The sequence below is a fragment of the Anaeromyxobacter oryzae genome (assembly GCF_023169945.1).
Lineage (GTDB): Bacteria > Myxococcota > Myxococcia > Myxococcales > Anaeromyxobacteraceae > Anaeromyxobacter > Anaeromyxobacter oryzae.
Window position 1 is genome coordinate 4,897,621 of record NZ_AP025591.1, and the last position, 24,151, is coordinate 4,921,771.

15 protein-coding genes are annotated in these 24,151 nt (G+C 73.0%); 11 read left to right on the top strand and 4 right to left on the bottom strand.

Annotated elements, in window-relative coordinates:
• Positions 1 to 49 precede the first annotated feature (49 nt).
• From AMOR_RS21375 to AMOR_RS21415, 9 genes are all read left to right on the top strand, one after another.
• The gene (locus tag AMOR_RS21375; RefSeq protein ID WP_248353883.1) at positions 50 to 1,489 is read left to right on the top strand and encodes a beta-propeller fold lactonase family protein; all 1,440 of its coding nucleotides are present in this window, start codon (positions 50 to 52) and stop codon (positions 1,487 to 1,489) included.
• An 8-nt stretch (positions 1,490 to 1,497) separates the two neighbouring features.
• The gene (locus AMOR_RS21380; protein WP_248353884.1) at positions 1,498 to 3,690 is read left to right on the top strand and encodes a hypothetical protein; all 2,193 of its coding nucleotides are present in this window, start codon (positions 1,498 to 1,500) and stop codon (positions 3,688 to 3,690) included.
• A gap of 18 nt (positions 3,691 to 3,708) precedes the next feature.
• Complete coding sequence (locus tag AMOR_RS21385) at positions 3,709 to 4,287, top strand: GNA1162 family protein (RefSeq protein ID WP_248353886.1); 579 nt, start codon at positions 3,709 to 3,711, stop codon at positions 4,285 to 4,287.
• A complete protein-coding gene (locus AMOR_RS21390; RefSeq protein WP_248353888.1) occupies positions 4,259 to 5,719 on the top strand; it encodes a hypothetical protein in 1,461 nt (486 codons plus the stop codon). The genes AMOR_RS21385 and AMOR_RS21390 overlap by 29 nt, the downstream gene beginning before the upstream one ends.
• A gap of 217 nt (positions 5,720 to 5,936) precedes the next feature.
• Positions 5,937 to 7,646, top strand: a complete 1,710-nt coding sequence (locus tag AMOR_RS21395; protein WP_248353890.1) for a peptidyl-prolyl cis-trans isomerase — start codon at positions 5,937 to 5,939, stop codon at positions 7,644 to 7,646.
• A 24-nt stretch (positions 7,647 to 7,670) separates the two neighbouring features.
• Complete coding sequence (locus tag AMOR_RS21400; RefSeq protein ID WP_248353892.1) at positions 7,671 to 9,629, top strand: cytochrome c3 family protein; 1,959 nt, start codon at positions 7,671 to 7,673, stop codon at positions 9,627 to 9,629.
• A gap of 13 nt (positions 9,630 to 9,642) precedes the next feature.
• Entirely contained in the window at positions 9,643 to 10,992 is a 1,350-nt protein-coding gene (locus AMOR_RS21405) for a cytochrome c3 family protein (RefSeq protein WP_248353894.1), read from the top strand.
• A 5-nt stretch (positions 10,993 to 10,997) separates the two neighbouring features.
• On the top strand, positions 10,998 to 11,888 hold the full coding sequence (locus AMOR_RS21410; protein WP_248353896.1) for an NHL repeat-containing protein: 891 nt from the start codon (positions 10,998 to 11,000) through the stop codon (positions 11,886 to 11,888).
• A gap of 73 nt (positions 11,889 to 11,961) precedes the next feature.
• A complete protein-coding gene (locus AMOR_RS21415) occupies positions 11,962 to 13,005 on the top strand; it encodes a cytochrome c3 family protein (protein WP_248353897.1) in 1,044 nt (347 codons plus the stop codon).
• A gap of 37 nt (positions 13,006 to 13,042) precedes the next feature.
• On the opposite strand, the gene AMOR_RS21420 is transcribed toward AMOR_RS21415, so the two are convergent.
• The gene (locus AMOR_RS21420; protein ID WP_248353899.1) at positions 13,043 to 14,101 is read right to left on the bottom strand and encodes a glycosyltransferase; all 1,059 of its coding nucleotides are present in this window, start codon (positions 14,099 to 14,101) and stop codon (positions 13,043 to 13,045) included.
• A gap of 93 nt (positions 14,102 to 14,194) precedes the next feature.
• Between AMOR_RS21420 and AMOR_RS21425 the strand changes: the two genes are divergently transcribed.
• Positions 14,195 to 14,737 (top strand): hypothetical protein, encoded by a 543-nt coding sequence (locus tag AMOR_RS21425; protein WP_248353901.1) that lies wholly within the window; start codon positions 14,195 to 14,197, stop codon positions 14,735 to 14,737.
• A gap of 58 nt (positions 14,738 to 14,795) precedes the next feature.
• Here AMOR_RS21425 and AMOR_RS21430 read toward each other — a convergent pair whose 3' ends face one another.
• Together AMOR_RS21430 and pulA are read right to left on the bottom strand one after the other, a co-directional pair.
• Entirely contained in the window at positions 14,796 to 16,979 is a 2,184-nt protein-coding gene (locus tag AMOR_RS21430) for a PKD domain-containing protein (RefSeq protein ID WP_248353903.1), read from the bottom strand.
• A gap of 858 nt (positions 16,980 to 17,837) precedes the next feature.
• Complete coding sequence (pulA, locus tag AMOR_RS21435) at positions 17,838 to 21,215, bottom strand: pullulanase-type alpha-1,6-glucosidase (RefSeq protein WP_248353905.1); 3,378 nt, start codon at positions 21,213 to 21,215, stop codon at positions 17,838 to 17,840.
• 267 nt (positions 21,216 to 21,482) lie between these two features.
• Here pulA and AMOR_RS21440 point away from each other — a divergent pair, with 267 nt between their 5' ends.
• Complete coding sequence (locus AMOR_RS21440) at positions 21,483 to 21,869, top strand: hypothetical protein (protein WP_248353906.1); 387 nt, start codon at positions 21,483 to 21,485, stop codon at positions 21,867 to 21,869.
• Here the strand turns inward: AMOR_RS21440 and AMOR_RS21445 are convergent.
• Positions 21,866 to 23,584 (bottom strand): DUF4091 domain-containing protein, encoded by a 1,719-nt coding sequence (locus AMOR_RS21445; protein WP_248353908.1) that lies wholly within the window; start codon positions 23,582 to 23,584, stop codon positions 21,866 to 21,868. The genes AMOR_RS21440 and AMOR_RS21445 overlap by 4 nt on opposite strands.
• Between the last annotated feature and the right edge of the window lie 567 nt (positions 23,585 to 24,151).

Sequence of the window (24,151 nt, forward strand, 5' to 3'; positions counted from 1 at the left end):
CAGCAGGGGGCCGCACTGCGGCCCCCTGCTTTTTTATTCACGGAGACACATGGCACCGGTCTCGCACACGCAGGTTCGCTCCCTCCGTGCCTCCGGCGTCCTCGCCGCCGCGATGCTCGTCGCCGGCTGTCATCTCCCCGCCCGCGGCAGCGAGGGTCTCGCGCGGCTCGCGGACCAGGGTGAGCTCTGGCTCTACCTCGAGCCGCTGCCGCCCGGGGCGGAGCGGCTCGACGTCGCGCTCGCGTCGGTGTCGGTGGTGGGGGCCGACGGAGTGGCGGTGCCGCTCGAGCTGCGGCTCCCCCATCTCTCCGGGCCGACCGCCGCGAGCCAGCACCTCCTCGCCCGCGGGCGCTTGCCGGCGGGCCGCTACGAGGGCTTCCAGATCGCCGTCTCCGGCGCCACGCTCGCCACGGACGAAGGCGCCTCGGCGCTCCTCGTCTCCAAGGAGCCGACCACCGTCCCCGCGAACGTCGTCGTGCAGCGGGGCCACACGGCCGTCCTCTCCCTCACGCTGCGGTTCGGCGACGCCGTCCAGAAGGGCTACGCCTTCACCCCCGCGTTCGGCGTCGTCACGCCGACCCGGCCCGTGCCGCAGCTCATGGCCCTGTGCACCAACGAGGAGGGCGCGAGCGTGACGGTCTACGACCGGCAGCGGCTCGAGGCCGGCGACGTGTTCCCTACGGGCGGCGGCCCCCGCGGCATGGTGCTCGACACCGCCACCGGGCGCGCCTATGTCGCCGCGTCCTTCGAGGACGCCATCGACGTCGTGGACGTCGGCTCCGGGGCGGCGCTGCCCAGCATCGTGCTCCGGCCGGGCGACCGCCCCGCGGAGCTGGCCCTGGCGCGCGACGGACACACCCTCCTCGTCGTGGACGAGGGGGCGAACGCCCTGAGCTTCCTCGATCTGGTCTCGCGCTCGGAGGTCGCGCGCGTGCCGGTGGGCGACGCGCCCCGGGGACTCCTCCTCGATCGCGCGGGGCTGCGCGCGTACGTGCTCGACCGGACCTCGAACGCGATCACGATCGTCGACGTCGTGAACCGCGCCGTCGTCGGCACGGTCCCGACCGATCCCGAGCCGCTGCAGGCTGCCCTGAGCCGCGACGGGTCACGACTGTTCGTCGTGTCCGCCGGCTCGGTCTACCTGACCGTGCTGTCGGTGCCCGATCTCACCGTCGTGTCCCGGGTGTTCGTGGGGCTCGGCGCCCGGGCCGTCCTCGTGGACACGCGCACCGACCTCGTCTACGTCGGCGGCGACCTCGGCGGCTCCATCTCCGTGCTCGATCCGTTCTCGCTGGTCCGGGTCGACGCGCTGGAGGTCCCGGGCGACGTCGGCTGGCTCGCCATCGCCGACCAGGAGAACGCGCTGCACGCCCTCCTGCCGGAGCGGAGGCAGATCGCCGTCATCGACCTCACCAGCCGGGAGCTCCGCGCGACGCTCGACGTCGGCGACCGGCCCTACCAGCTCGTCCTGGCGGGTCAGCGCCGATGAGGGCCGGCGTGCTCGCGATCCGGACGGTGCGGGCGGCGGGGGTCGTGGCCGCGGCGCTCGTCGTCGCGGCGGGCGCGCGGGCTCGCGCCGACACCTTCTCGGCGCTCGTCGAGCCGCGGTTCGAGCTCACCCGCGAGCGGAGGGACGACCCGGGTGGCGCGGAGCGCACCACGGAGGACATGACGTTCGGCCAGCGGTACGTCCTCGGGCTCTCGAAGCTCCTGTTCCCGAACATCGGCCTGGACGCCGGCGGGACGTTCGACGACCAGCTGACCTGGCAGCGCACGGACGGCGCCGAGCTGCACGGCGAGACCTGGCGCGGCAGCGGCTACGCCCACCTGAACTTGAACCTCGGCGCCCTCGCCGGCAGCGGCGGCTACGACCGGACGGAGGAGGCGTCGAGCGGGGCCGTCGGGAGCGGGCCCCGGCTCGTCTACGAGACCTGGACCGCGCGCGGACTGTGGAAACCCGCGGATCTCCCGCAGCTCAGCGTCGCCGTCTCGCGGGCCAACACCTACGACACGGCGCGTCGCGATCGCGACCTCACCGTCGACGACGTGCTCGTCGCCGCCGACTACCGGGGAATTCCGCGGCTCCAGCTTCGGTATTCGTTGCGGTACTCGAACCCGGAGGACCGGATCAGCGGCACCGACACGACCTCGATCATCCAGTCGGCCCAGGTCGCGTACGACGACAAGCTCTTCCGGGGGCGCACCAACGTTTACATGTCCGGCACCGTCTCCACCACCGTCTCGAGCACGTCCATCCTGGGCACGGGGGGGACGGTGTCGACGCAGGTGCTGCCGCTCACGGGCCTGTCGCTCGTCGAGGGCGCGCTGGACACGCCCACCTTCGACAAGCTCGTCGCGAACCCGGCCCTCGTCGATCCGTCGTCGACGGTGAGCGCGAACATCAACATCGGCTACGGCGTGCCGCTCGGGGACGTGGCGTACCGCGATCTCGGCGCCCAGTTCCCGGACGTCCTCACGAAGACCAGCCTCGTCTACGTGTGGGTCAACAAGCGCTTGCCCAAGGACATCGCCAGCGCGTTCACGTGGACGGCGTACACGAGCAAGGACAACGCCACGTGGACGCCCGTGCCGCTCGCGGGCGCCGTGGTGTTCGGGGACTTCGACAACCGGTTCGAGATCCCGCTGGTCCCCACGGAGGCGCAGTACCTCAAGGTCGTCGTGCGGCCGCTCGCGAAGGGCGTCACGACGCTCCCCGACTACTCCGAGATCCTCGTCACGAAGCTCCAGTTCTTCCTGGTCCAGCCGGCGGCGGAGGTGCGCGGCCGCACCTCGACGCACAGCGAGTCCGTCGTCGCCACCCAGCAGACCCGGATCTTCTCCGTGCCGAACGTGTCGTGGGACGCGTCGGTGAGCGCGAACCACTCCGGCCAGGGCAACCGCACGTCGTACACCGTCGTGAACGGCCTCTCGCTCGCGCAGCGGCTCAGCTCCGTCTGGAGCGTCTCCGGCCGCGTCCAGCGGCAGGACGCCGACGCGGGGTCCGGGCATACCGGCTCGTACCTGTGGGCCGCCTCGGCATCCGCCCAGCCGCTCCCGACGCTGACCCACGCGCTCACCTACAGCGGCCAGTGGGCCAGCACGCCCATCGGGATCGCCACGAGCAACTCGCTGAACCTCTTCAACCGGGCGGAGCTGTACCGGGGCCTCAGCCTGCTCGCGAGCGGCGGCGTCAACGAGGGGACGAGCGATCTCGGCGTCGAGACGCGGGCGGTCACCGCGACCGCGGTGGCCGCGGCCACGCCGCACCCGAAGCTCACGCTCGGCGCGTCCTACCTCTACGGCTCGACGTGGACCGCGCCGCTGGGGCAGGGCTGGTCGCGGCAGCAGACCGAGCGCATCGACGGCAGCGCCTCGGCCACCCCGTTCAGCGTCCTCTACCTGAGCGCGGTCGTGAGCCGGATCCTGCGGGGCGCCGTGCCGACGACGCTGCTGAACACGTCCGTCGCGTTCTCCCCGTTCGAGGGCGGGAATCTCCAGCTGCGGGTCTCGTACGGCGAGTCGCTCGACACCGCCGCGGACGCGGTCGTCAAGACCTTCGTCTCCGGGGTCCACTGGATGCTCCGGCCGGGCGTGCTCATCGACACCAGCTACTCGTCCATCGACAACCGGGCACCTACCGGCCGGACGCGCACCGACTCCGTGCTGACCCTCCTCACCCTCACGTTCTGAGCCGACGCGGATCCGACCATGACCCCTCGCAAAGCGTTCGCCGCCGCCTTTCTGGGCCTCGTCGCGCTGTCGATCGGCTGCGCCGGAGGCCGCGCCAGGCGGGGATACCAGGACGGGAACATGGACTTCGGCGCCATCAAGACGGTGGCGGTCCTCCCGTTCTCCAACCTGTCCCGCGACGCCGCCGCGGCAGACCGGGTGAGGGAGATCTTCTCGAGCATGCTGCTCGCCAGCGGGTCGGTGTACGTGCTCCCGCCCGGCGAGGTCGTCCGCGGCTACACACGGCTCAACATCACCGACCCGCGGGCGCCCAGCATCGAGGACGTGACGAAGCTGGGCGGCGTCCTCAAGGCCGACGCGGTCATCCGCGGCGTCGTGAAGGAGTACGGCGAGGTCCGCTCCGGGAGCTCGACCGGCAACGTCATCTCGGTGGCCCTCGAGATGTACGAGACCTCCACCGGCAAGATCATCTGGTCGGCGACCGCGACCAAGGGCGGCATCGGCTTCGGCGATCGCCTCCTCGGGGGCGGCGGGCAGCCGATGGAAATCGTCACCGAGCAGGTCGCGGATGAGCTTCTCAACAAGCTCTTCCGGTGACCGCCGCGCCCTCGGGCTCGCCGTCGCGCTCGTCGCGGCGGCGCTCGGCGGCTGCGCGCATCGGGCCCCCGTCGGCCCGTCTGCCCCGGCGCGGATCGCGCTGTTCCCGATCGAGAACCTCGCCGCGACGTCGACGCCGGTCGCGAAGATCTCGGCCTCGATCGAGGCCGCCCTCGCCCGGCGCGGCATCGCGATCGCGCCGAGGGGCGCCGTCGAGGCGTTCCTGGCGGCGCACCGGATCCGGAACCTCGCCGGCGTCGACCTCGAGACCGCGCGCGCGGCCCGCGAGGAGCTGCACGTCGACGCGATCCTGATCACGGCCGTCCAGGTCTACTCCGTGCGGCCGGTGCCGCGGCTCGGCCTCGCGATGCGGCTGGTCGCGACGGGGGACGAGCCCGAGGTCCGCTGGGTGGACCAGGTCTCGATGTCCGGGAACGAGTCGCCCGGGCTGCTGGGGCTCGGGCTCATCCACTCGATGGACAAGCTCGAGGCGCGCGTCCTCGACCGGCTCGCCGGCTCGCTCGCGGCGTACCTGGGCGGCCACGGCGCCCCCGCGCCCCTCTGCGCCGGGGACGGCCGCTTCGACCCGCGCATCAGCTACCGCGCCCCCCAGCTGGTGCCGGGCCGCCACTACACCGTGGCCGTCCTCCCGTTCGTGAACGGTTCCGACCGGCGCCACGCGGGCGACCTCGTCGCCCTCGAGTTCGTGCGCCAGCTCCGCGCGCGCGACCGCTTCACCGTGATCGATCCGGGCGAGGTGCGGGATCAGCTGCTCCGGTACCGCCTCATCATGGAGGGCGGCCTCTCGCTGGACTACGCGATGACCCTGCTGCGGGTGCTCCGCGCCGATCTCGTCGTCGCGGGCACGGTCCGCGAGTACCTCGACGGCGACACCCCGCGGGTGAGCTTCACGGCCTTCGCCCTGAACCGCGAGAACGGCAGCATCGCGTGGCAGGCGTCCTCGAGCAGCACCGGCACGGACGGGGTCTTCTTCTACGACGCCGGCGCGATCGGCACGGTGGGCGAGCTCACCTGCCGGATGGCCAGGCGGGCGATCGACGAGCTGTCCGCCGGCGGTGGCCGCCGCCCGCTCGGTGCGCCCACCACGCCGGACCAGTCCGCGCCCGCAGCGTCCGCGCCCGACACGGCCCCGGCGGCGGGGGCGCCGGACGCCGCCGCGCCCGCCACCGACGGTGCGCCCGGCGCGGCTGCAGGTGCGCCCGCCGCCTCCACGTCCACACCCGCAGTGTCTGCGCCCGACGCCGCCGCGCCCGCCGCCCAGGACGCCTCGGCGGCGCCGCCGGCGCCCGAATCCGCGGCGCCGGTCGCGCCCGCTGCTCCGTCCGAGGCGCCCGCGCCCGCGGAACGGCCTGCCGACGCGGGGGCACCCGCCGGCGCGGCCGCGCCCGCGAGCGAGGAGACGGTGAAGTGAGGAAGCCCGCGCACGCAACAACGTCCGGCCCACGGGCGGCTCCGCGCAGCCCTTGCGGCACCAATGATCGGAAGCGGTTGTTTACCGCCGCGGATCCCGCGAATTGCGGCCCGATCCGTCCCGTGGACGAGGCACATGCGTTGCACACCCGGGGTCGCACGGCACCCTCGTTCGCCAAGCGCGCGAGCCGCGACGATCGCGGCTCGAAAGGAGACACGTGAAGAACCGGATCATCCTCCTGGCCCTGCTCACGGTGCCCTTCACCGCCGGCGCGGAGTCCAGCGCCGCGAAGAAGCCCGCGTCGGGTGAGATGAGCGCCTATCTCACCAAGCCCGATCGCAAGCTGCCGCTCTTCTCCGAGCGGTACGCGTCGGTGCCGGTCGCCACCGTGGATCGCGAGGTGATCTCGCTGCGTCAGCTCGGCGAGACGATCGCCACGTTCCACGAGCAGCAGAAGGGCGCGGGTGGTGCGAAGAGCACCGACTTCCGCCCCATGCTCGACCGGCTCATCGACATGCGGCTCCTCGTGCTCGAGGCGCGCGACATGGAGCTCGACAAGATCCCGCAGGTCCGGTCCGCCATCGCCGCGTACAAGGACAGCCAGCTGCGCTCGCTGGTGGAGCGCCGGGTGACGGCGCCGCTGAAGCCCGACGCGATGGAGGTGGAGCAGGCGTACCGGGACGCCACGCGGCAGTGGAAGATCCGGTCGGTCCTGTTCGTGTCGCAGGCGGACGCCCACGCCTTCTACGGCGACGTGAAGGCGGGCAAGCCGTTCGCGCAGCTGGCCAAGGCGGCGCTCGCGAGCAAGAAGGCGTCGGGCCAGGACGGCGCGCAGCCGGTCAGCCCGAAGGACATGCTGCCGAAGGTGTTCGCGTCGGTGAGGACACTCCAGGCCGGCGAGACGACGGAGCCGATCCAGGTCGACGGCGGGTTCGCCGTCGTCCACGTGGACGGGTTCCAGTACCACGACGATCCCGCGGCGCGCGCCAAGGCCGAGTACGACTCCCTCGACCGGAGGCAGGCGGTGGAGCTCCAGAAGTACCGGGCCGACCTCGAGAAGAGGTACGTGAAGGTCGACCTGGACCTCCTCCACGCCCTCGACTTCGAGGCCGCGAAGCCCGGGTTCGAGGCGATGAAGAAGGATGGGCGGGCCGTCGCGGCGATCGAGGGCGAGAAGCCGATCACCGTCGGCGACCTGACCGTCGAGCTCGAGGCCGGCTTCTTCCACGGGATGGAGGGGCCCATCAAGGAGAAGCGGGTCAACTCCCACAAGGACGAGGCGCTCCGGGTGATGGTGACGCGGCGCCTGTTCCTGAAGGAGGCGAAGCGGCTCGGGATCGCGAACTCCGTGGAGTACCGCGAGGCGGTCGCCGAGTTCGAGCGCGGCCAGCTGTTCGGGCAGGTCGCCGAGAAGGCGATCATCCCGGACGTGAAGGTGATGGAGGCGGACTCGAAGGCGTACTACGAGAAGCACAAGGCGGAGTTCGGCTATCCCGCGTTCTACCGCCTCGAGGGGCTCGCGTTCTCGAGCTCCAAGGCCGCCCAGGCCGCGCTGAAGCGGCTCCAGTCCGGGACCGACTTCAAGTGGCTCCGCGCCAACAGCGACGGCCTCATCCCGCAGGACAAGCAGCAGATCCAGCTCGAGGGCACGACGTTCAGCGCGAAGGCGCTGCCGCCCGAGCTGGTCGCGGCGCTCGCGGGCGTCGGCCGGGGCGACTACCGCCTCTTCGAGGTCTCAGGCCCGCAGTACTACGTGGTCCACGTCCTCGAGCAGACCCCGCCGAAGGAAGAGCCCTACACCGCCGTCCGCGAGGCGATCGTGAAGCGGCTCTTCAACGAGAACCTGGGGAAGGCCATCAAGGAGTACGCGGCCAAGCTGCGGAAGACCCACCACGTCGAAGTGTTCATCACCCGGATCGGCGCGTAGAACCCGCGCCGCGCGAGGATCGAAGTGACCAGCCACTCCGCACGCCGAGGTCTTGCCGGGTTCGCGGCGCTGTTCGCCGTCGCCCTGCTCGCCGCGCCCATCCAGGCCCATGCCGCCGAACGCGAGTTCAAGAAGAAGGAGTGCGTCGACTGCCACAAGAAGGAGGTCGACAAGTTCGCCGGCCTCAAGGTCGTGCACCCGCAGGTCAAGGCGAAGGCCTGCGATCAGTGCCACCTGCGCCACGGCATCGTCGGCAAGCTGATCCTGAAGGAGCCCGGTAACCAGCTCTGCTACACGTGCCACAAGCGCGAGGCGATCGGCATGAACAAGCCGAACGTCCACAAGGTCCTGAAGAACGGGTCCTGCGCGAAGTGCCACGATCCGCACGGCTCGAACGCGCCGCACATGCTGAAGGCGGCGGGCAACGACGCCTGCTACCAGTGCCACGACAAGGCCCCGTTCCAGCGGAAGACCGTCCACGCGGTCCTCGCGAAGGACGGCTGCCGCGCGTGCCACGCCGCGCACGCGTCCGACGTGCCGCAGCTGCTCGTGAAGGAGCAGGGGAAGCTCTGCGCCGGCTGCCACTCCGCGACGACGCCGGGCTTCAAGAAGGCGCACGCGAGCTATCCCGTCGAGACGCGCAACTGCACGGCGTGCCACGACCCGCACTCGTCGGACGGGAAGAAGCTCCTCAAGGCCTCCGTCCACCCGCCGGTGGCCGAGTCGTCCTGCAGCGACTGTCACTCGGCCGCGAACTCGCCGAAGCCGTTCGGCGTCAGCGACGCGGGCGGGGCGCTCTGCGCGAACTGCCACGACGCGGCCAAGCTCGACGGCGGCGGCGCGACCGTCCACGCGCCGGTGAAGAAGGGCGAGTGCCTCTCCTGCCACGACCCGCACGCGTCGCCCAACAAGTCGATGACGAAGCTCGCCGGCGAGGCGCTCTGCAAGTCGTGCCACACGCGCATGGCGGAGAAGCCGGCCATCGTCCACAAGGCGATGAGCGGCGGCTGCGTGGCCTGCCACAAGCCGCACGCGTCGGCCCAGAAGAAGCTCCTCAAGTCCGACCCCGCGGCCCTGTGCGGCACCTGCCACGCGAAGGTGGCGGAGGCGAAGCCGAAGGTGGTGCACGCGCCCTTCGCGAAGAAGGAGTGCGCGTCGTGCCACGATCCGCACGGCTCGGGCGTGAACGGCATGCTGCGGGACCGCGCCGACAAGGTCTGCTACCGCTGCCACGCCGACCTCGAGGCGAAGTTCGTCAAGACCTACACGCACAAGCCCGTGCTGCAGGGGAACTGCACCGCGTGCCACCAGGGGCACGGCTCGGACAACCCGAAGCTCCTCCGCGCCGCCGGCGCGAAGCTCTGCCAGACCTGCCACGCGGAGCTCATGAAGGCGTCGCCGGGGATGACGGCGCACCCGCCGTTCGCGGACGGGAGCTGCCTCGACTGCCACGATCCCCACGGCTCCAACTCGAAGGGGATGCTCTCGGCGGACACGAAGACGACGTGCCTGAACTGCCACGGCGACGAGGACAAGAAGGCGAAGTCGGCCAAGACGGTCCACGGCGCGTTCGCCGCGGGCGACTGCACCGGCTGCCACAACCCGCACCAGTCCAAGATGCGGCGCCTGATGGTCGCCCCGACGCCGGACGTCTGCTACGCGTGCCACAAGGGGATGAAGGAGAAGATCGCGAAGCAGAAGGCGCACCCGCCGGTGGACGACTGCTTCAACTGCCACCAGCCCCACTCGTCGGCGCAGGCGAAGCTCACCGCGCAGCCGCTGCAGGAGCTCTGCGGCCAGTGCCACGACCTGAAGGCCGCCGCGTTCACGAAGGCCCACATCGGCATCCAGCCGGCGGACATCAACTGCACGAGCTGCCACGACCCGCACTCGTCGGCCGATCCGAAGATGTTCAAGAGCACGATGCACGCGCCGTTCGCGGCCCGGCAGTGCGACAGCTGCCACATCGTGGAACCGAAGTAGAGAGGCGCGCACGATGACCCCCGCAATCGGCATCCTCCTCGCGCTGTCCCTCGCGGCGAAGCCCGCCGCCGCTCCGAAGGCGGCGGCCCCCGCGAAGCCCGCCACCACCGCTCCGGCAGCCGCGCCCGCGGCCGCCAAGGCCACGGCCGCACCGGCCGTGCCGACGGCGACCAAGCTGAAGCTCAAGCCCGGCGCGTCGGGGCAGGTCTGCCTCGACTGCCACGCGGACTTCCAGAAGCTGTTCCAGAAGAAGTTCGTCCACACCCCGGTCCGGTCGAAGGACTGCACCGGCTGCCACAGCCCGCACGCGGCGGAGCACGGGAAGCTCCTCGCGGCGGAGGGCGGGGCGGTGTGCCTGAACTGCCACTCCGTGGTTCCGGACAAGGCCAAGAGCACGCACAAGCCGGTCGCCGAGAGCCGCTGCCGCGATTGCCACGATCCGCACGCCTCCGACGCGCAGTTCAACCTGGTCAAGGCCGGGAACGACCTCTGCGCGAACTGCCACGCGGATCTCGTCAAGGCGGCCAACGACGCGAAGTCCAAGCACCGGCCCGTCATCTCCAGCGGCTGCACGACGTGCCACGAGGTCCACGGCTCCGCGAACGGCCCGACCCTGCTCAAGGCCGACGTCCCGGGCCTGTGCACCAACTGCCACAAGGTCGACCGGCCCATCTTCGCGCAGCAGCACCAGGGCTACCCGGTCGGCACCGCGCGGTGCACGACCTGCCACGATCCGCACGGCTCGAACGTCCGCTCGATGCTGCGGAACAACGTCCACCCGCCGGTTGCCGGCGGCCAGTGCTCGAAGTGCCACGAGCCGCCCGGCTCGCCCAACAAGTTCAAGCCGCGCCAGGCCGGCATGGCCCTCTGCCGCGGGTGCCACAACAACGTGGTCAACGCGATGCTCGACAAGAGCCGCGTGCACCGCGCCGTGACCGAGGGCGACTCCTGCCTGAACTGCCACACGCCGCACGCGTCCGCCCAGCCGAAGCTCATCAAGGGCAACATGGTGAACGTCTGCGGCACGTGCCACGGGGCGACGATCGCCCGGCAGGCGCGCTCCGAGACGCCGCACAAGCCGATCAAGGACGGGGACTGCGGCAAGTGCCACGACCCGCACTCGTCCAACTCGGCGCTGATGTTCAACGCGAAGGACACCATCGAGCTCTGCGGGAAGTGCCACGACTGGCAGAAGCACTCGACGCACCCGGTCGGCGAGAAGTTCAAGGATCCGCGCAACCGGAACCTGACGCTGAACTGCGTCTCCTGTCACCGCGCGCACGGGACCGAGTTCAAGCACCTCATCCCGTACGCGACGACGACGAACCTGTGCACGAAGTGCCACGAGAAGTTCCGGAGGTGATCACCGTGTCCAGCTCGACGAAGCTCCTCGCGCTCGCGGCGGCCGTGCTCGGGCCCGTCCTGGCCCGCGCCGAGTCCGTGGTGTTCACGTACACGGACGCCGTCTACATCGACTCCAAGGAGGCCCCGCTCCGTTCGCCCGAGGGCGTCGCCTGCAACGACGGCGGCACGCTCATCGTGGCCGACACCGGGAACTCCCGGCTCGTCCCGTACACAGTCAAGGACGACGGGGTCACGGCGGGCGCCGAGATCAAGCTCTCGCAGGTCGTCGCTCCGGTCCGCGTCCAGCTCGATCCGAAGGGCGGGATGGTCGTGCTGGATCGGAAGGGCAGCCGCCTCGTCCGCCTCGATGCGAAGGGCGCGTACGCCGGCGTCATCGAGCCGAAGGGCGATCTCCCCGGGACGTTCGCGCCGGTGTCGTTCAAGCTCGACGCGGATCAGAACGTGTGGGTGCTCGACGGGGCCGGCCGGATCGTGGTCCTCGATCCCGCGGGCAAGGTGACCCGCACCCTCGACCTGCCGAAGGGCGGCATGTTCACCGATCTCGCCGTCGACGGCGGCGGGATGTTGTACGCGGTGGACGCGGTGCAGGGGATGGTCTGGTCGGCGGACAAGGCCGCGACCGCGCTCAAGCCCCTCTCGAAGAGCCTCAAGGACGAGATGAGCTTCCCGGGCTTCCTCCTGGCGGCGAAGGGCAAGCTCCTCCTCGTCGATCAGGTGGGCCACGGCGTCGTCGTCCTCGGGACGGACGGCTCGTTCCAGGGGCGGCAGCTCTCGTACGGCGCCGCGGAGGGTCTCCTCCAGTACCCGGGCCAGATCTGCCTCACCGAGCGCGGCGACGCGTTCGTGGCGGACCGCAACAACAACCGGGTGGATCGCTACACGACCGCGCGGTGACGCGGTGCTCCCCCCGGTCCTCCGCGGCCGGGGGGGATGTTATGACCACGTACCGATGCGGTAAGGTGTGCGGGTGCGAGCGCCCCTGATCTTCGCCGTGACGGCCGCGACCGGGCTGCTGCTCGCGTCCGCGGCGCGGCCGTCCGAGCCGGCCGTCGCGGACCGGCGCCCCGAGCAGCTCGCGTTCGCGTCGCCGCGCGACGGAGTCCAGGAGACGCTCCTCGGAGCGCTGCCGACGCCGCCCGGCGACGCCGCGTTCGGCGCGCTCCCGACGCCCCCCGGCGACGCCATGTTCGCGGCGCTCCCGCCGCCGCCGGACAAGGTCGTGCTCGATCCGGGCTACTACGGCGCGGTCACGGTGGATCACCGCGCGCACCTGGCGCGCCGCGCGTCGTGCGTGCTCTGTCACGGTCCGGGGCAGGTCCACAAGATCGGCCGGATGACCCCGGCCCGCGCGCACGAGTCGTGCCGCGGTTGCCATGAGAAGCTCGCGAAGGGGCCGACCGACTGCCGGGGCTGTCACGTGCCGAAGCCGGCGCCGGTGGAGACCACCGTCGCGGAGGGCGCCGACGCCGCGGCGTCGCCCGCCGCGCTCGCCATCAAGGCGCCGCTGCCCGAGCCCGGGCGGACGGCTCCGCCGGACGAGAGCGCCTCGGACGCGTTCGCCGCGATCCGCAGCTCGGTGCACGCGGGCACGACGGTGCTGTCGGCGCCGGGCGTGAGCAAGCCCGCGCCCGGCTTGCTCGTCGGCGTCACGCTCCGGGGCGAGGGGTTCGTCGCGTCGCAGACGATCGAGTGGGCCGGCCCGACCGTCGGGCACGGCCGTACGATCGGCCTCCTCGGGGGGGGCGTCCTCCTCCCCGTCAACCGGAGCTCGGACGCGAGCCTCGAGCTCGTCGGCGGCTTCGACGCGCGCGAGGCGTCGTTCGCGGACATGGTGCCGGCGCTCGGCGCGCGCGCCGGCGTCGAGTGGGTCGGCGGCCGGCGGTCGGTCCGGCTGTCCGTGACGGGGCTCGCGGACCTGTCGCAGCCGCACGACGCGACGGCGCGGCAGGCCGGGAGCTTCACCGTGTCGGGCGCCGTGACGGTGGGCCTGGACGTCCTGAACCTGCGGTGAGGGGCGGCTCCATCGCGGAGCGGACGGCGGCACCGCGTCAGCGCACCGCCTCGAGCACGCGCGCGGCGCCGCGCTCTGCTCCGCCGAGGTCCATCGCCCCGGCCCCCGGCCGCCCCGCCGCGAGCACCCGCCGCACCGCGTCCCCGATCCGGCCTGCCCGGACGTCGTCGCCGGGCACGTGCACGCACGGCAGGAGGCGCACCATCTCGCGCACGAGCACCGGGTACTCCGGGAAGTCGCCGCGGTCGGTGTAGACGAGCGGCGTCCCGGCCGCGACGCAGTCCGAGACGATGCCGTAACCCGGCTTCGTGACGACCGCGTCCGCCGCGCCGATGACGTCGGGGTAGTCGAGCCCGAGCGCGTCGAGCCGCCCGGTCCGGACGTCCTCCGGCAGGATCCAGGAGAGCCCCCGCTCCTCCGCGAGCCGCGCCCGGTCGAGGCCGGGTAGCCCGACGCCGCCGAACGAGACCAGCACCGCCGGGCGCGCGTCCAGGCCGAGCCGGCGCCGGGCCTCGGCGCGCTCGACCCGTGGCCGGCGCGCCACGAGGCCGATGCGCTCGCGGCGCGGGAAGACCGAGACGTCACCGGTGAAGGGGAGCTCGAGCAGCAGGTCCGTCCCGGCGTAGGCACGGGCGGCCCGGTCCGCGTGCGCGGCGAGCGACGGCTCGCGCACCGAGAGGTGGCGGTAGATCCAGTCCCAGGAGAAGTTCCCGAGGGCGAGGCCCGGGACGCCGGCCGCGCGCGCCGCCGCGAACGCGAGGGGAGGGAGATCGCCGAGCACGGCCCGCGTGCCGCTCTCGCGGAGGAACGCCACCTCGTCCGCGAGGCGCGCGTCCCATGTCGCGTCGAACGCGGCGCACCGCGCGGCCGTCGCGGGCTCGTCGATGACGAGCGCGTCGCGCTGGACGAGGCCGACGTCGCAGGCGACCCGCCGGAGCGTCAGGTCACCGGGCACGGCGCGGCGGACGAGCGGCTCCGGGACGGTTCCGACGATCGTGATCGGCAGCCGGGGGGCCCGGGTGCGGACGGCGCGGAGGACCTCGCAGAGGCGGGTGAGGTGGCCGTAGCCGTGGCCCGAGACGTAGGCGGCGAGCATCGGGCGCGCATTCTGGCACGGCAGCGTCCCCTCGCGAGAGCGCACACGGACGGGGAGCGGCCCGGCTCCGTGCCGCGTGCCGACACTTCCTCCATGCGGCTCCTCCTGCTCGCGCTGCCTACCTTCGCCGTGCTCGGGAGCGCCGCCCGGGCGAGCGAGCCTCCGGCCAGCGAGGCTCCAGCCGTCCGCGCGCAGGGCCGGTGCGCGCTCACCGCGCAAGCGCCCGCGCACGGCGCCGACGCAGCGCGGACCGCGGCGCGGACCGCGGACTGCATCGCCTGCCACGCGCGCGACGCCCACGCCGCCGGTGGCTCGCATCCGGTCGGGATCCCCTACGAAGCCGCCGCCGCGCCTGCCGGCGCAACCGCTCGTCGCGGCATGCTCCGCGCGGCAGCCGAGGTCGTCTCGCGCGGCGTGTTCCTGCCGGAGGGCCGGATCGAGTGCGTGACGTGCCACGACCCGCGCTCCCCCTGGAAGAACCACCTGGCGATCCCGCCGGGCGCCGTGGCGCGGCCCGCCGTCGACCCGCGGCGGCTGGAGACGTACACGCGCCCGAGCTCGACGTTTGCGGCGACGGCGGCGGGCGCGGAGGTCACGCCGACGCCGCTCTGCCTCGCGTGCCACGCGTTCGACTGAACGCGGGCATCGTGGCGCCCTTCGACGCGCTCGGGGCGACCGGATCCAGTCGTGTCCGCTACGGATACGTCGCGAGCCCCCACCGGCCGCCGTCGGTGTACAGGAGCACGAACCGCTTCGCCGCGTCGCTCCGGTGCCACACGAACCGACCGTGCGAGAGCTGGCCGCTGCCGCCCACCGTGAGGGCAGGCAGGGTGATGCGGCTCGCCGTCTGCTCGAGGAAGTCCCCGAGCCCGTACGTCCGGAGCTGGTCGTCGATCGTCGCCTCGCCCCACGGCGTCTTCGGGATCGCGGCGATGACGCCGGCCACCGTCGACGCGTCCGCGTGGACGAGGTTCACGCGGTCCGGCCGGGAGCTCGAGCCGACGTAGCCGACGGCGCTGAGCGTCGCGAACGCGGCGCCGTACGTAGTGTCCGGGTTCGCGTCGTACACGATGCCGGACGCCTCGAGCAGCCGGCTCCCGTCGTCGTAGAACCAGAACGACTCCCAGACGGTGTCCGCCGAGCAGGTCGCCTGCCACTGCGTCGCGCTCGTCGAGGAGTACAGGACGAACTCGTTCCCGTAGGACGCGTCCGCGAAGTAGACCGAGCTGCCGCTCGGGCGCAGGCGCACCTCGCCGGGCGACATCAGCCCGGGGTAGGTGAGCTGCGAGAGGGCGCAGGAGGTCATGTCGATCGACATCGCGTCCCCCGGCGAGCCGGAGCCCGGGGCCAGCCAGGCGAGGCGCGTCGGCGTGCCCTGGCCCTTGCCGACGTTGATGAGATCGCCGAGCGCCGCGCCGGCCCCGCCGTACGGGACCCGGGTGGTCGCGCCGGCGTCGAGCCAGGTCGTCGCGCAGTCGGTCGTCACCGCGTGCGTCGCGAGGTCGACGAGCGTCGCCGCGCCCATCCGCGGCACCACCGCCGCGTTGCCGTCCGGCGCGACACCGAGGCCGCGCGGCGGGCTGCCGGGGAGCGCCACCTCGACCTCGGTCTCGGTCGCGGGATCGAGGATCCAGAGCGAGGACCGCGGCGACGCCGACACTGCCACGATCCGATCGTGCGCGCGGTCGTACTCAGCATGCACGACGTCGTGCGGGAGCTTCCAGACGTGCCGCAGCGCGTGCACCGTCCAGTCGCGCCGCGTCGTGGCGATCCCGTCCGAGACGTCCAGGTGGACGAGGTACGACCCCTCGACGTCGGTCGTGAACCCGCTCGCCGGGCCGGTCGCGGCGGAGAGGGCCGCGCCGCTCCCGGCCGGCGGCTCGAGGGTCCACGCGTAGGTGAGCGGATCGAGGTTGTCGTCCGTGGAGCCGGACGCGTCGAGCCCGACGGCATCGGCCGCGTTCACCTGGTACGGCGCAGCGAGCACCGGGACCGGCGCCGCGTTCACGGAGGTGATGACGACGAAGGCCTGCGTCGTCGCGGTCCCGTCGCCGACCGTGACCGTCGCCGTGTAGGGACCCTCGCGGTCGGGCGTGAAGGTGGGGCTCGCCGTGCTCGCGCCGGACAGCGTCGCGGAGCTGCCGGCCGGGCCCGCGAGCGTCCAGGAGAACGTGAGCGGGTCGTGATCCACGTCCGAGGACGCGCTCGCGTCGAGGGTGACGGGGCGATTGCGCGACACCGTCCGCGCCGCGCCCGCGTCGGCGACCGGCGGCGTGTTCGCGACGGAGACGTGGACGGTCGCCGTGGAGGCGTGCGTGGGGTCGCGGACGGTCACCGTGGCGGTGTAGGTGCCGACGACGTCGGTCGTGAAGCCGGTCGTGGCCGTCGCCGTGGACGAGAGCGCGGCGGCGCTCCCGGCCGGCGCCGCGAGCGACCACTCGTACGTCAGCGGATCGCCGTCGGGATCCGTCGAGCCGGAGGCATCGAGGACGATGGCCACGCGCTTCGTGGCGCTGCGATCTCCGCCGACGCGGGCGACCGGGGCGGCGTTGGCGGCGCACCGGTGCGAGAGGCTGCAGTTCCCGACGCAGCACTCGGCATCGAGGCTGCACACGTCGCCGTCGTCGCGGCAGGTGGCAGCCTTGCAGACGCGCGACTTGCAGAGGAGTCCGGGGGCGCAGTCGGGGGTCGTCGCGCAGGCGCCGCCCGCGTCGCTGCCCATGCAGTAGCCCTGGAAGCAGGTGTTCGTGCAGCAGTCCCCGTTCGTGCTGCACTTCGAGAGGACGCCCTTGCAGGCCGGCGGCGTGGAGGAGGTGCCGCCACCCGCGCATCCTGAGAGGAGGAGGCCGAGCACCGCTGCCGAGCAGAGAAGACGCATCCGGATCTCCCGCGCGCGACGAGGGGTCGCGCGTTCCCGCGCGGAGGCTACCGCGCCCGGGGGAGAGTCTTCGATGTCGTTTCTGCTCGTACAGCCTGCGTGGAGTGCGGGCGAGTGCGACGTGCATCACCGAGGGTGACGCGTGCGGCCCCCCTCACCCCGGCCCTCTCCCCCCGCTCCGCTGCGCTGCGCGGGGGGAGAGGGGGGATCTGGTGTGCCGAGGTCGGAGTCGGAGTCGGAGCTCGGGCGAGGGCGAGGGCGAGCGGCGAGCGGCGAAAGCGAGGCCGGGATCGCGAAAGCCAACAGGCGCCGCGCCATACAGTCGGGGAGGCCCCCTCGCCCGCGCGCAGCCGCGTCGCTGCGTACGGACCCGATCGACAGTACTTCAGCCGCGGTGCACGCGACGTGACACGCGAGCGCCCCACCGAACCGTTCGCCTCGCGCGACGCACGCCACGCCCGGGCGCGAGCGTGGCGCGTCCGGGCGTGCCGCGGCCCCGCGCGCTTCGGCGCCCGATCGACCTACAGCGCCGGGTCGCGAGTCCGCGGCGAGCACGGACGAGGGGGCCTCCACGCGGGCGCGGCGCCGTACCCCGGAGCGCCCAGCACCCGTCGCCGGGCGGACGCGAAAGTGAATGGGACCGAGATCGCTGACGGGAAAGCGAATGCGAACCTGACCCGAGGTGAAGGGCGCGCCGGTCACCGTCGCGGCTTGACGTTCAACACGGTTGCTCTCCCCCCGCTGGCGCGGGGGGAGAGGGAGAACATCATGAGCACCGATGGCGCGACCGTCTCGACCTCACCCGCTTCGACGGGCCGGTCACCGCCCGATGCAGACCTCACCGCTTCGACCAGCCGCTCACCGCCTCCCGCATCCCTGCGCCGGGTTGCTCGCCGCGAGCCTCGCCATGAACACCGCCACCGTGCGCGCCGGGACCGTGAACGTCCCCGTGACGCAGTCGTAGCTGGCGCTCCGGACGACGGGGTCGAACGAGGCCTGCTGCAGCGGGTGCAGCTCGAACCGCTGGCCGGCGAACCCTTCCGGCGCGAGGGTCTGATCGTCCGGCGACGCGTTCACGACGACCGTCGCCTGCGCCCACCCGCCCGCGAGGGCTTGCGGTGCCGCGACCCGCATCATCACCACGCCGGGCGGCTGGGCGGGCCCTGCCAGCGGGTACGTGGTCCAGGCGAGGATCTGGTCGGCGCTCCGGAGCCGGAACAACGCGCTCGAGCGGCGGATCCGCAGGAACTCCTCGAGGTGCCGCTCCGCGCGGCCGAGCTCGACCGCGGTCGGCTTCAGGCTCGGGTCCGCGAGGAGCGGTTCGAGGACGGGCCAGTCGGCCTGGTTCGAGCCCGCGGGCGGCAGCCCCGAGCCCCAGGTGCTCTCGGCGCCGGTCCAGTCGATCCGGTTCCACCAGTCGCCGGAGTCGTAGCTGTTCTTGTCGCAGGACTTGGACCGCATGAGCTCGTCGCCCGCGTGGAAGAACGGCACGCCCTGGGACAACGCGACGACGCCGAGGCCGACCGCGTGGGCGCGCTCGCGCTCCGCGAGGGTCGCCGGCACCGGCAGCTTCACGTTGAGCGCGTCGAACCACGTCTCGTTGTCGTGGGCCGAGATGTACGTGATCGTGTCGTCCGGCCGCTTCGCGTAACCGGCCGGCTGGCCGTTGTAGTCGAGCTGGCTCCCGGTGACGGAGGCGCCGTTCCGGTCCACGAGCTCGATGCCGGCGAGGTTCGCCGCCATGCCGACGCGGATCATGTCGGCGTCGGCGAGGAGGTGGTCGCGCTCGCCGGGGCCGGCGGCGGAGACCTCGTTGGGCGTGAGGTAGAGGCCGCTCCCGAACCCCTGCTCGCGGCGGGCGCTGAACGGGCTGCCGCCGCGCACCGCGTCGCGGAGCCGGTCGGTGAAGGTGCCGATCCCGGTGCCGGCCATGTTGAGCTGCGTCGCGTTCGTGCCGCGCGCGTCGTTCGCGACCTCGCCGAAATTCCAGCCCTCGCCGTAGACGTAGACGCGCTTCCCGTCCACGCCGTCCTTCTCGGGCGTGAGCGCGTCGAGCGCGGCGCGCACCTTCAGCATGTTCCGCTTCATGTGGTGGCCCATGAGGTCGAAGCGGAAGCCGTCCACCTTGTAGTCGCGCGCCCAGGTGACCACCGAGTCCACCATGAGCTTCTCCATCATCGCGTGCTCGGAGGCGGTGTTCTGGCAGCAGGTGGAGGTCTCGACGGCCCCGTCGAGGCTCAGGCGGTGGTAGTACCCGGGGACGATCCGGTCGAGCACGGAGCGGTCCGCCTGTCCCGACGCGTTGGTGTGGTTGTAGACGACGTCCATCACGACCCGGAGGCCGCGGCGGTTGAGCGCCTGGACCATGGTCCGGAACTCGCGCGTGCGCGCGGCGCCGTCCGGGTGAAGGGCGTAGCTGCCCTCCGGGACCGTGTAGTGGAGCGGGTCATAGCCCCAGTTGAAGCCGTCCTGGCCGGCGACCGCCGTGGTGCGGGCCTGCTGCTCCTGCGAGGCGGGGCCGAAGCTCGCGAGGTCGCCCGCCGGCTGCTGCCAGGTGGACCGGTCCTCGTTCACGGTGGCGAAGTCGAAGGCGGGGAGGAGATGGACGTGCGTCACGCCGGCGCGCGCGAGCTGCGCGAGGTGCTCGGTCCCGTTCGTCCCGTCCGCCGCGAAGGCGAGGTACGTTCCGCGGAGCGGCGCCGCGACGGTCGGATCCGTCGCGCTGAAGTCCCGGACGTGCAGCTCGTAGAGCACGATGTCGGTGGGCGCGGCGAGGGGCGGCTTCTCGAGGTTGCGCCAGCCGTCGGGCGCGAACGCCGGATCCGCGAGCGAGACGATCTGGCTCCGCGTCGAGTTCGTGGCGAGGCTCACCGAGTACGGGTCGGTCACGAGGTTCGTCACGACCTGGTTCACCGTGCGCGCGTAGACCTCGACCTCGTACAGATAGTACTTCCCGTACCAGGACCGCTCGCCGGTGAGGCTCCAGTTCCCGGTGGCCGGGTCGACCGTCATCGGGACGAGCGTGCCCGTCGTGGAGGCGCTCGAGTCGGCGAAGAGGCGGACGCCGACCCGGCGCGCCGTGGGCGCCCAGACGCGGAGCGTCGGACGGCCGCTCGAGTCGAAGGTCACGCCGAGGCGCGCGTCGTTGGCGAACAGCGCGTCGAGGACGCCGGGCAGCTGCAGCGACGTCGCGTCCTGCACGAACCCGCTCCGGACGGAGGCGATGGCGAGCTGATCCTTCAGCAGCTCGGGCGCGCGGGCGACCGCCTCCGCCGGCAGGCGGTACGCCTGGTAGGCCGCGAGGTGCGGGAAGCGCGCCTTCACCTCCGGCGGCAGGCCGTCGGGGTCCCAGGTGAGCGGGAAGGACTCGCCGCCGTGCACGCCGTCCTGTGCCAGCGTGAGGCCGGCGGCGGGATCGGCGTGGAGGGTGGTGACGTCGCCGGACGACGGCACGAGGTCCCACGCGATGAGGTCGGGCGCCACCCAGTGGGCGCGGGCGAGGCCGAGGTTCCCCCGGATCCCGCCGACGGTGATCGTGAGGACGTGAGACGACGCGTTCCAGCCGAAGAGCACCTCGACCCCGTTCGCCGGCACGGAGAAGGCGATGTTGTCGCCGTTCTGGACGCCCCCCGCGCCGTAGTTGAGGGTCCAGCTCTCGTCGATCGCGACCTTCGCCTGGTAGCTGCCGGCGGGGAGCGCCGTGGTGGAGAACGTGTACGTGCCGTCGCCGTCGGGATCCTGGAGCCACGACAGGAGGCAATCCGGCTGCCAGTCGCCGGGGCAGCCGAGCTCCGACTGGTAGTCTCCGGGCACCGTCGCGATCGTGGAGTTCGCGCTCGAGGTCACCCAGTGCGTGTCGTCGGAGTAGTAGAAGCGGACGGCGGTGTCGGCCGCGAGCGTGAAGGGGATGTTCGCGCCGTTCTGGGTCGCGTTCGCCCCGTAGTTCACGTTCCACGAGCCGTCCAGGGCGGCCTTGTACTCGTAGCTCCCCGCCGGGATCGTGAACGTGGCCTTCCAGACGTTGCCGGCGACGTTCGCGAGGAACGTCAGCGGGCAGGCCGGGTCCCAGTCGCCGCACGTCTGCCCCCCTGCGGTCTGCGTGTGCTGGTAGTTGCCGGGGACGTTGACGGACGCGGGCTGTGCGCGCGCGCTCGAGGCGGCGAGCGCGACGAGCGCCGCGGCGGCGAGCGGCACGGCGCGGCGGATGCGGAGGTTCGGACGGAGCGGCTCGATCATGGTGGCACCTCGGCGCGGTGCGCCAGGTCCGCGGGCGGGATCGCCCGGGCAGGCAGGGACTCGGCTGCACGACAGGTGGCCCCTCTTACGCCCGGCGCCGGAACGGGGAGGAGGGTCACTCGGGGTCGAACCCAGGAGCGAACCCGCCTTTCCGGGGGCCGGTCGGGCGCGCGCGGCGGGACGCCCTGATCTCGCGCGGAACCGCCACCGTGCGCGGCTGCCGCGCGACCATCCTGCACGTCGGCGGGGGCGTGCTACCTTCCCGACGTGAACCCGGACCTGCTGCTCTCGCGGGACCCCGCCTGGCGCCCCGACCCCGGAGCGGCGGCGGCGTGGCGGGCGCGCGCCGGGGAGCCGGGCGCGCCGGAGGCGCTCCTCCGCGAGGTCCGCTGGTGGGACGCGCACGCGGCCGCGCTCGCGGGCGACTGGGGCCGCGTGTCCGCGCTCGCCGAGGCCGGGCTCGCCGTGCCGTTCTCCGAGCGCGAGGCGATCCGGCTCGCGCTCCTGCACTGCCTGTCCGGCTCGCTCGAGGAGGCGGAGCACGTCGTCGCGCAGGCGGTCCAGCTCGGGGCGTCGGCGGAGGACCTGCCGCGGCGGTTCGCGGAGCTCTGCGCACGCGAGGGGCTGGACGCGGCCGCTGCGCGGTTCCGCTAGCGCTCCACCTTCCTCGCCATCAGCGCCTCGATCCGATCCGCGATCCGCCGGCGCGCCGCATAGAGGGCCTCCGGCGACGTCTCGGTCGTCCGGTCGGCGGCGGGGAACAGGCGGCGCGCCTCCTCGCGCGCACCTCGCGCGTCACCGAGCGCCGCGAGGAGGTGCAGGTACTCGTAGTCCTCCATGCCCTCGCGGATGAGCTTCAGCCGGATCGACTCGACGGGCACCCAGGTCCGCCCGCCGATCACCGCCGGGTCCCCCGGGTAGAAGAGACCGCCGTCGCCCTGGCCCCCGAAGGCGCAGAGGCCGCTCGGCCTCCACGCGCGGTCGAGGTGCATGATCGACTCGAAGTACAGCTCGCCCTGGAAGCCGTACGCGAAGGAGAGCCACTCCATGGCGCGGTTCTGCACGGCCGAGGCGTCGATCACGTACGACGGCCAGCCCGCCGCCGTATCCGCCTCCTGCGCCGCGCTGCACTCGTCCTCGGGGCGGCAGCCGTGCGACATGCACGACTGGTACCACCAGAGCTCCTTGCCCGGTCGCGCGAGGAACGCGTCGTAGCGCGCCCGCTCGCGCGCGAGGCCGCCGCGATCGCGCCGCTCGAGCTGGTTCACGACGGGGCAGAGGATGTCCACGTCGTCCTTCCACCCGCAGGCCTCGACGCGATCGAGGTCGGTCGTCACGAGCGTGCGGAGCCCGGCGGCGTGAGCCGCGGCGGCGCGGCCCTTCACCTGCGGGACGCAGGCGTGCGGCTCGTCGAAGACGTAGTCGAACACCGTCTGCGGCCAGCGCCGCGCCTCGAAGTGCGCCCGCGCCTCGATGGCCCGCGTGCGCGTCCAGCCCGGATCGCCGTCCCGGCGGTAGCCGCTCCGGAAGGTGGTGAGCCGCGCGCCGGCGAGCGGCCCGGCGCCGTCGCCCGCGAGGAACGGCCCGGCGGTCTCGTCGAACCGCGTCCACCCGCCGTCCTGGGGCATCGTGTAGTACGGGCTCATGAGCGTCACGCGGTGGAGCAGGGCGGCCCGCGTGTAGAGCCGCACGAGCGGCGCGGCGTCGGCCTCGTCGTCGCAGAAGCGCTTGCCGAGGTGCGCGCGGCACGCGACGTCCACGGAGAAGCCGAACGACGTCTTGAGGCTCGCCGTGGACGGGAGCGCGAAGCGGCGGACGTTCAGCCGGACCTCGAGCTCGGCGATGCGCTCGCCGTCCGACAGGACGTCGACCGTGCCGCGGTAGGGGCCCGGGCGCGTGTCGGGCGGCACGAAGACGTCCACCCAGATCGCGCGCGCCTCGCCGGAGGGGACGTCGATGGGGAACGCCGCGCGCCGCTCGCCCGCGTACGCGTCCACCTCCGGGACGAGCGCGTCGGGCCACGGGCCGCGCGCGCCCTCGACGTTCGACCGGTAGTTCACCTCGTAGAGCCGCTCGGCGTAGAGCCGCAGGTTCGAGGCGGCGATGCGCGCGTGGCCGGGGCCGGCGAGCTCGTGGACGCGGGCGGTCACGCGGGGCACGGGACCGCGGCGCCCCGCGACGACGATCTGGAACGGCTCGAACTCGTTCCGCGCGGCGTCGAGGGCGATGGTGCGCGCCGCGGGCGGCAGCGCGCCCGGGCGGATCTTGATGGTGCCGTGGGTGACGCCGACCGACGCGGCTCTCGCGCCGGGCCTGCGGTCCTCGCGATCCACCGGGGACGGCCGGGGGGCGTCGGCGGCCCCCCTCACCCCGGCCGTCTCCCCGCGCTCCGCGGGGGGGGAGGGAGGTCCAGGGATCGCGGCGGCCACGCACGCGACTGCGATCCCAGCGGCGCAGGCCAGAGCTCGAACGCGCATCGGCAACCACGGTCGTGCCGCCGCGCCGATCCCGCGACCCGCGATACGGCGCTCGGCCCCGCAAGGATCTCCCTCCTTCTCCCCCACCGGGGGAAGGGCCGGGGTGAGGGGGCTCGTCGAGCCGCCGGAGCGCACGCGCCACCGCCCGCTCGGCCGCCTCCCCGCGCTCGCCCGCGCGCCACACCTTCGGAACGAACTTCCACCTCCGTCCCGCTCCACTTCCACGGTTCGCGCCGGAAGTCGCGCCGGCGTGCGCTGGCGCAGCGCTCGCATCCGGCGGAGCCCGGATGATTGCGCCCGCCATCCGTGCGGGCGCGCGGAGGGGAGATGGTCGGACGACGCTGTTGGGGGGTCGCGCTACTGGCGGTCCTCGGGCTGGCGGGGATCGCGGCGTGCGGCAGCGGCTCGAGCAAGGCGCCGGTGACGCAGCCGCAGCCGCAGCCTCAACCGCAACCGCAG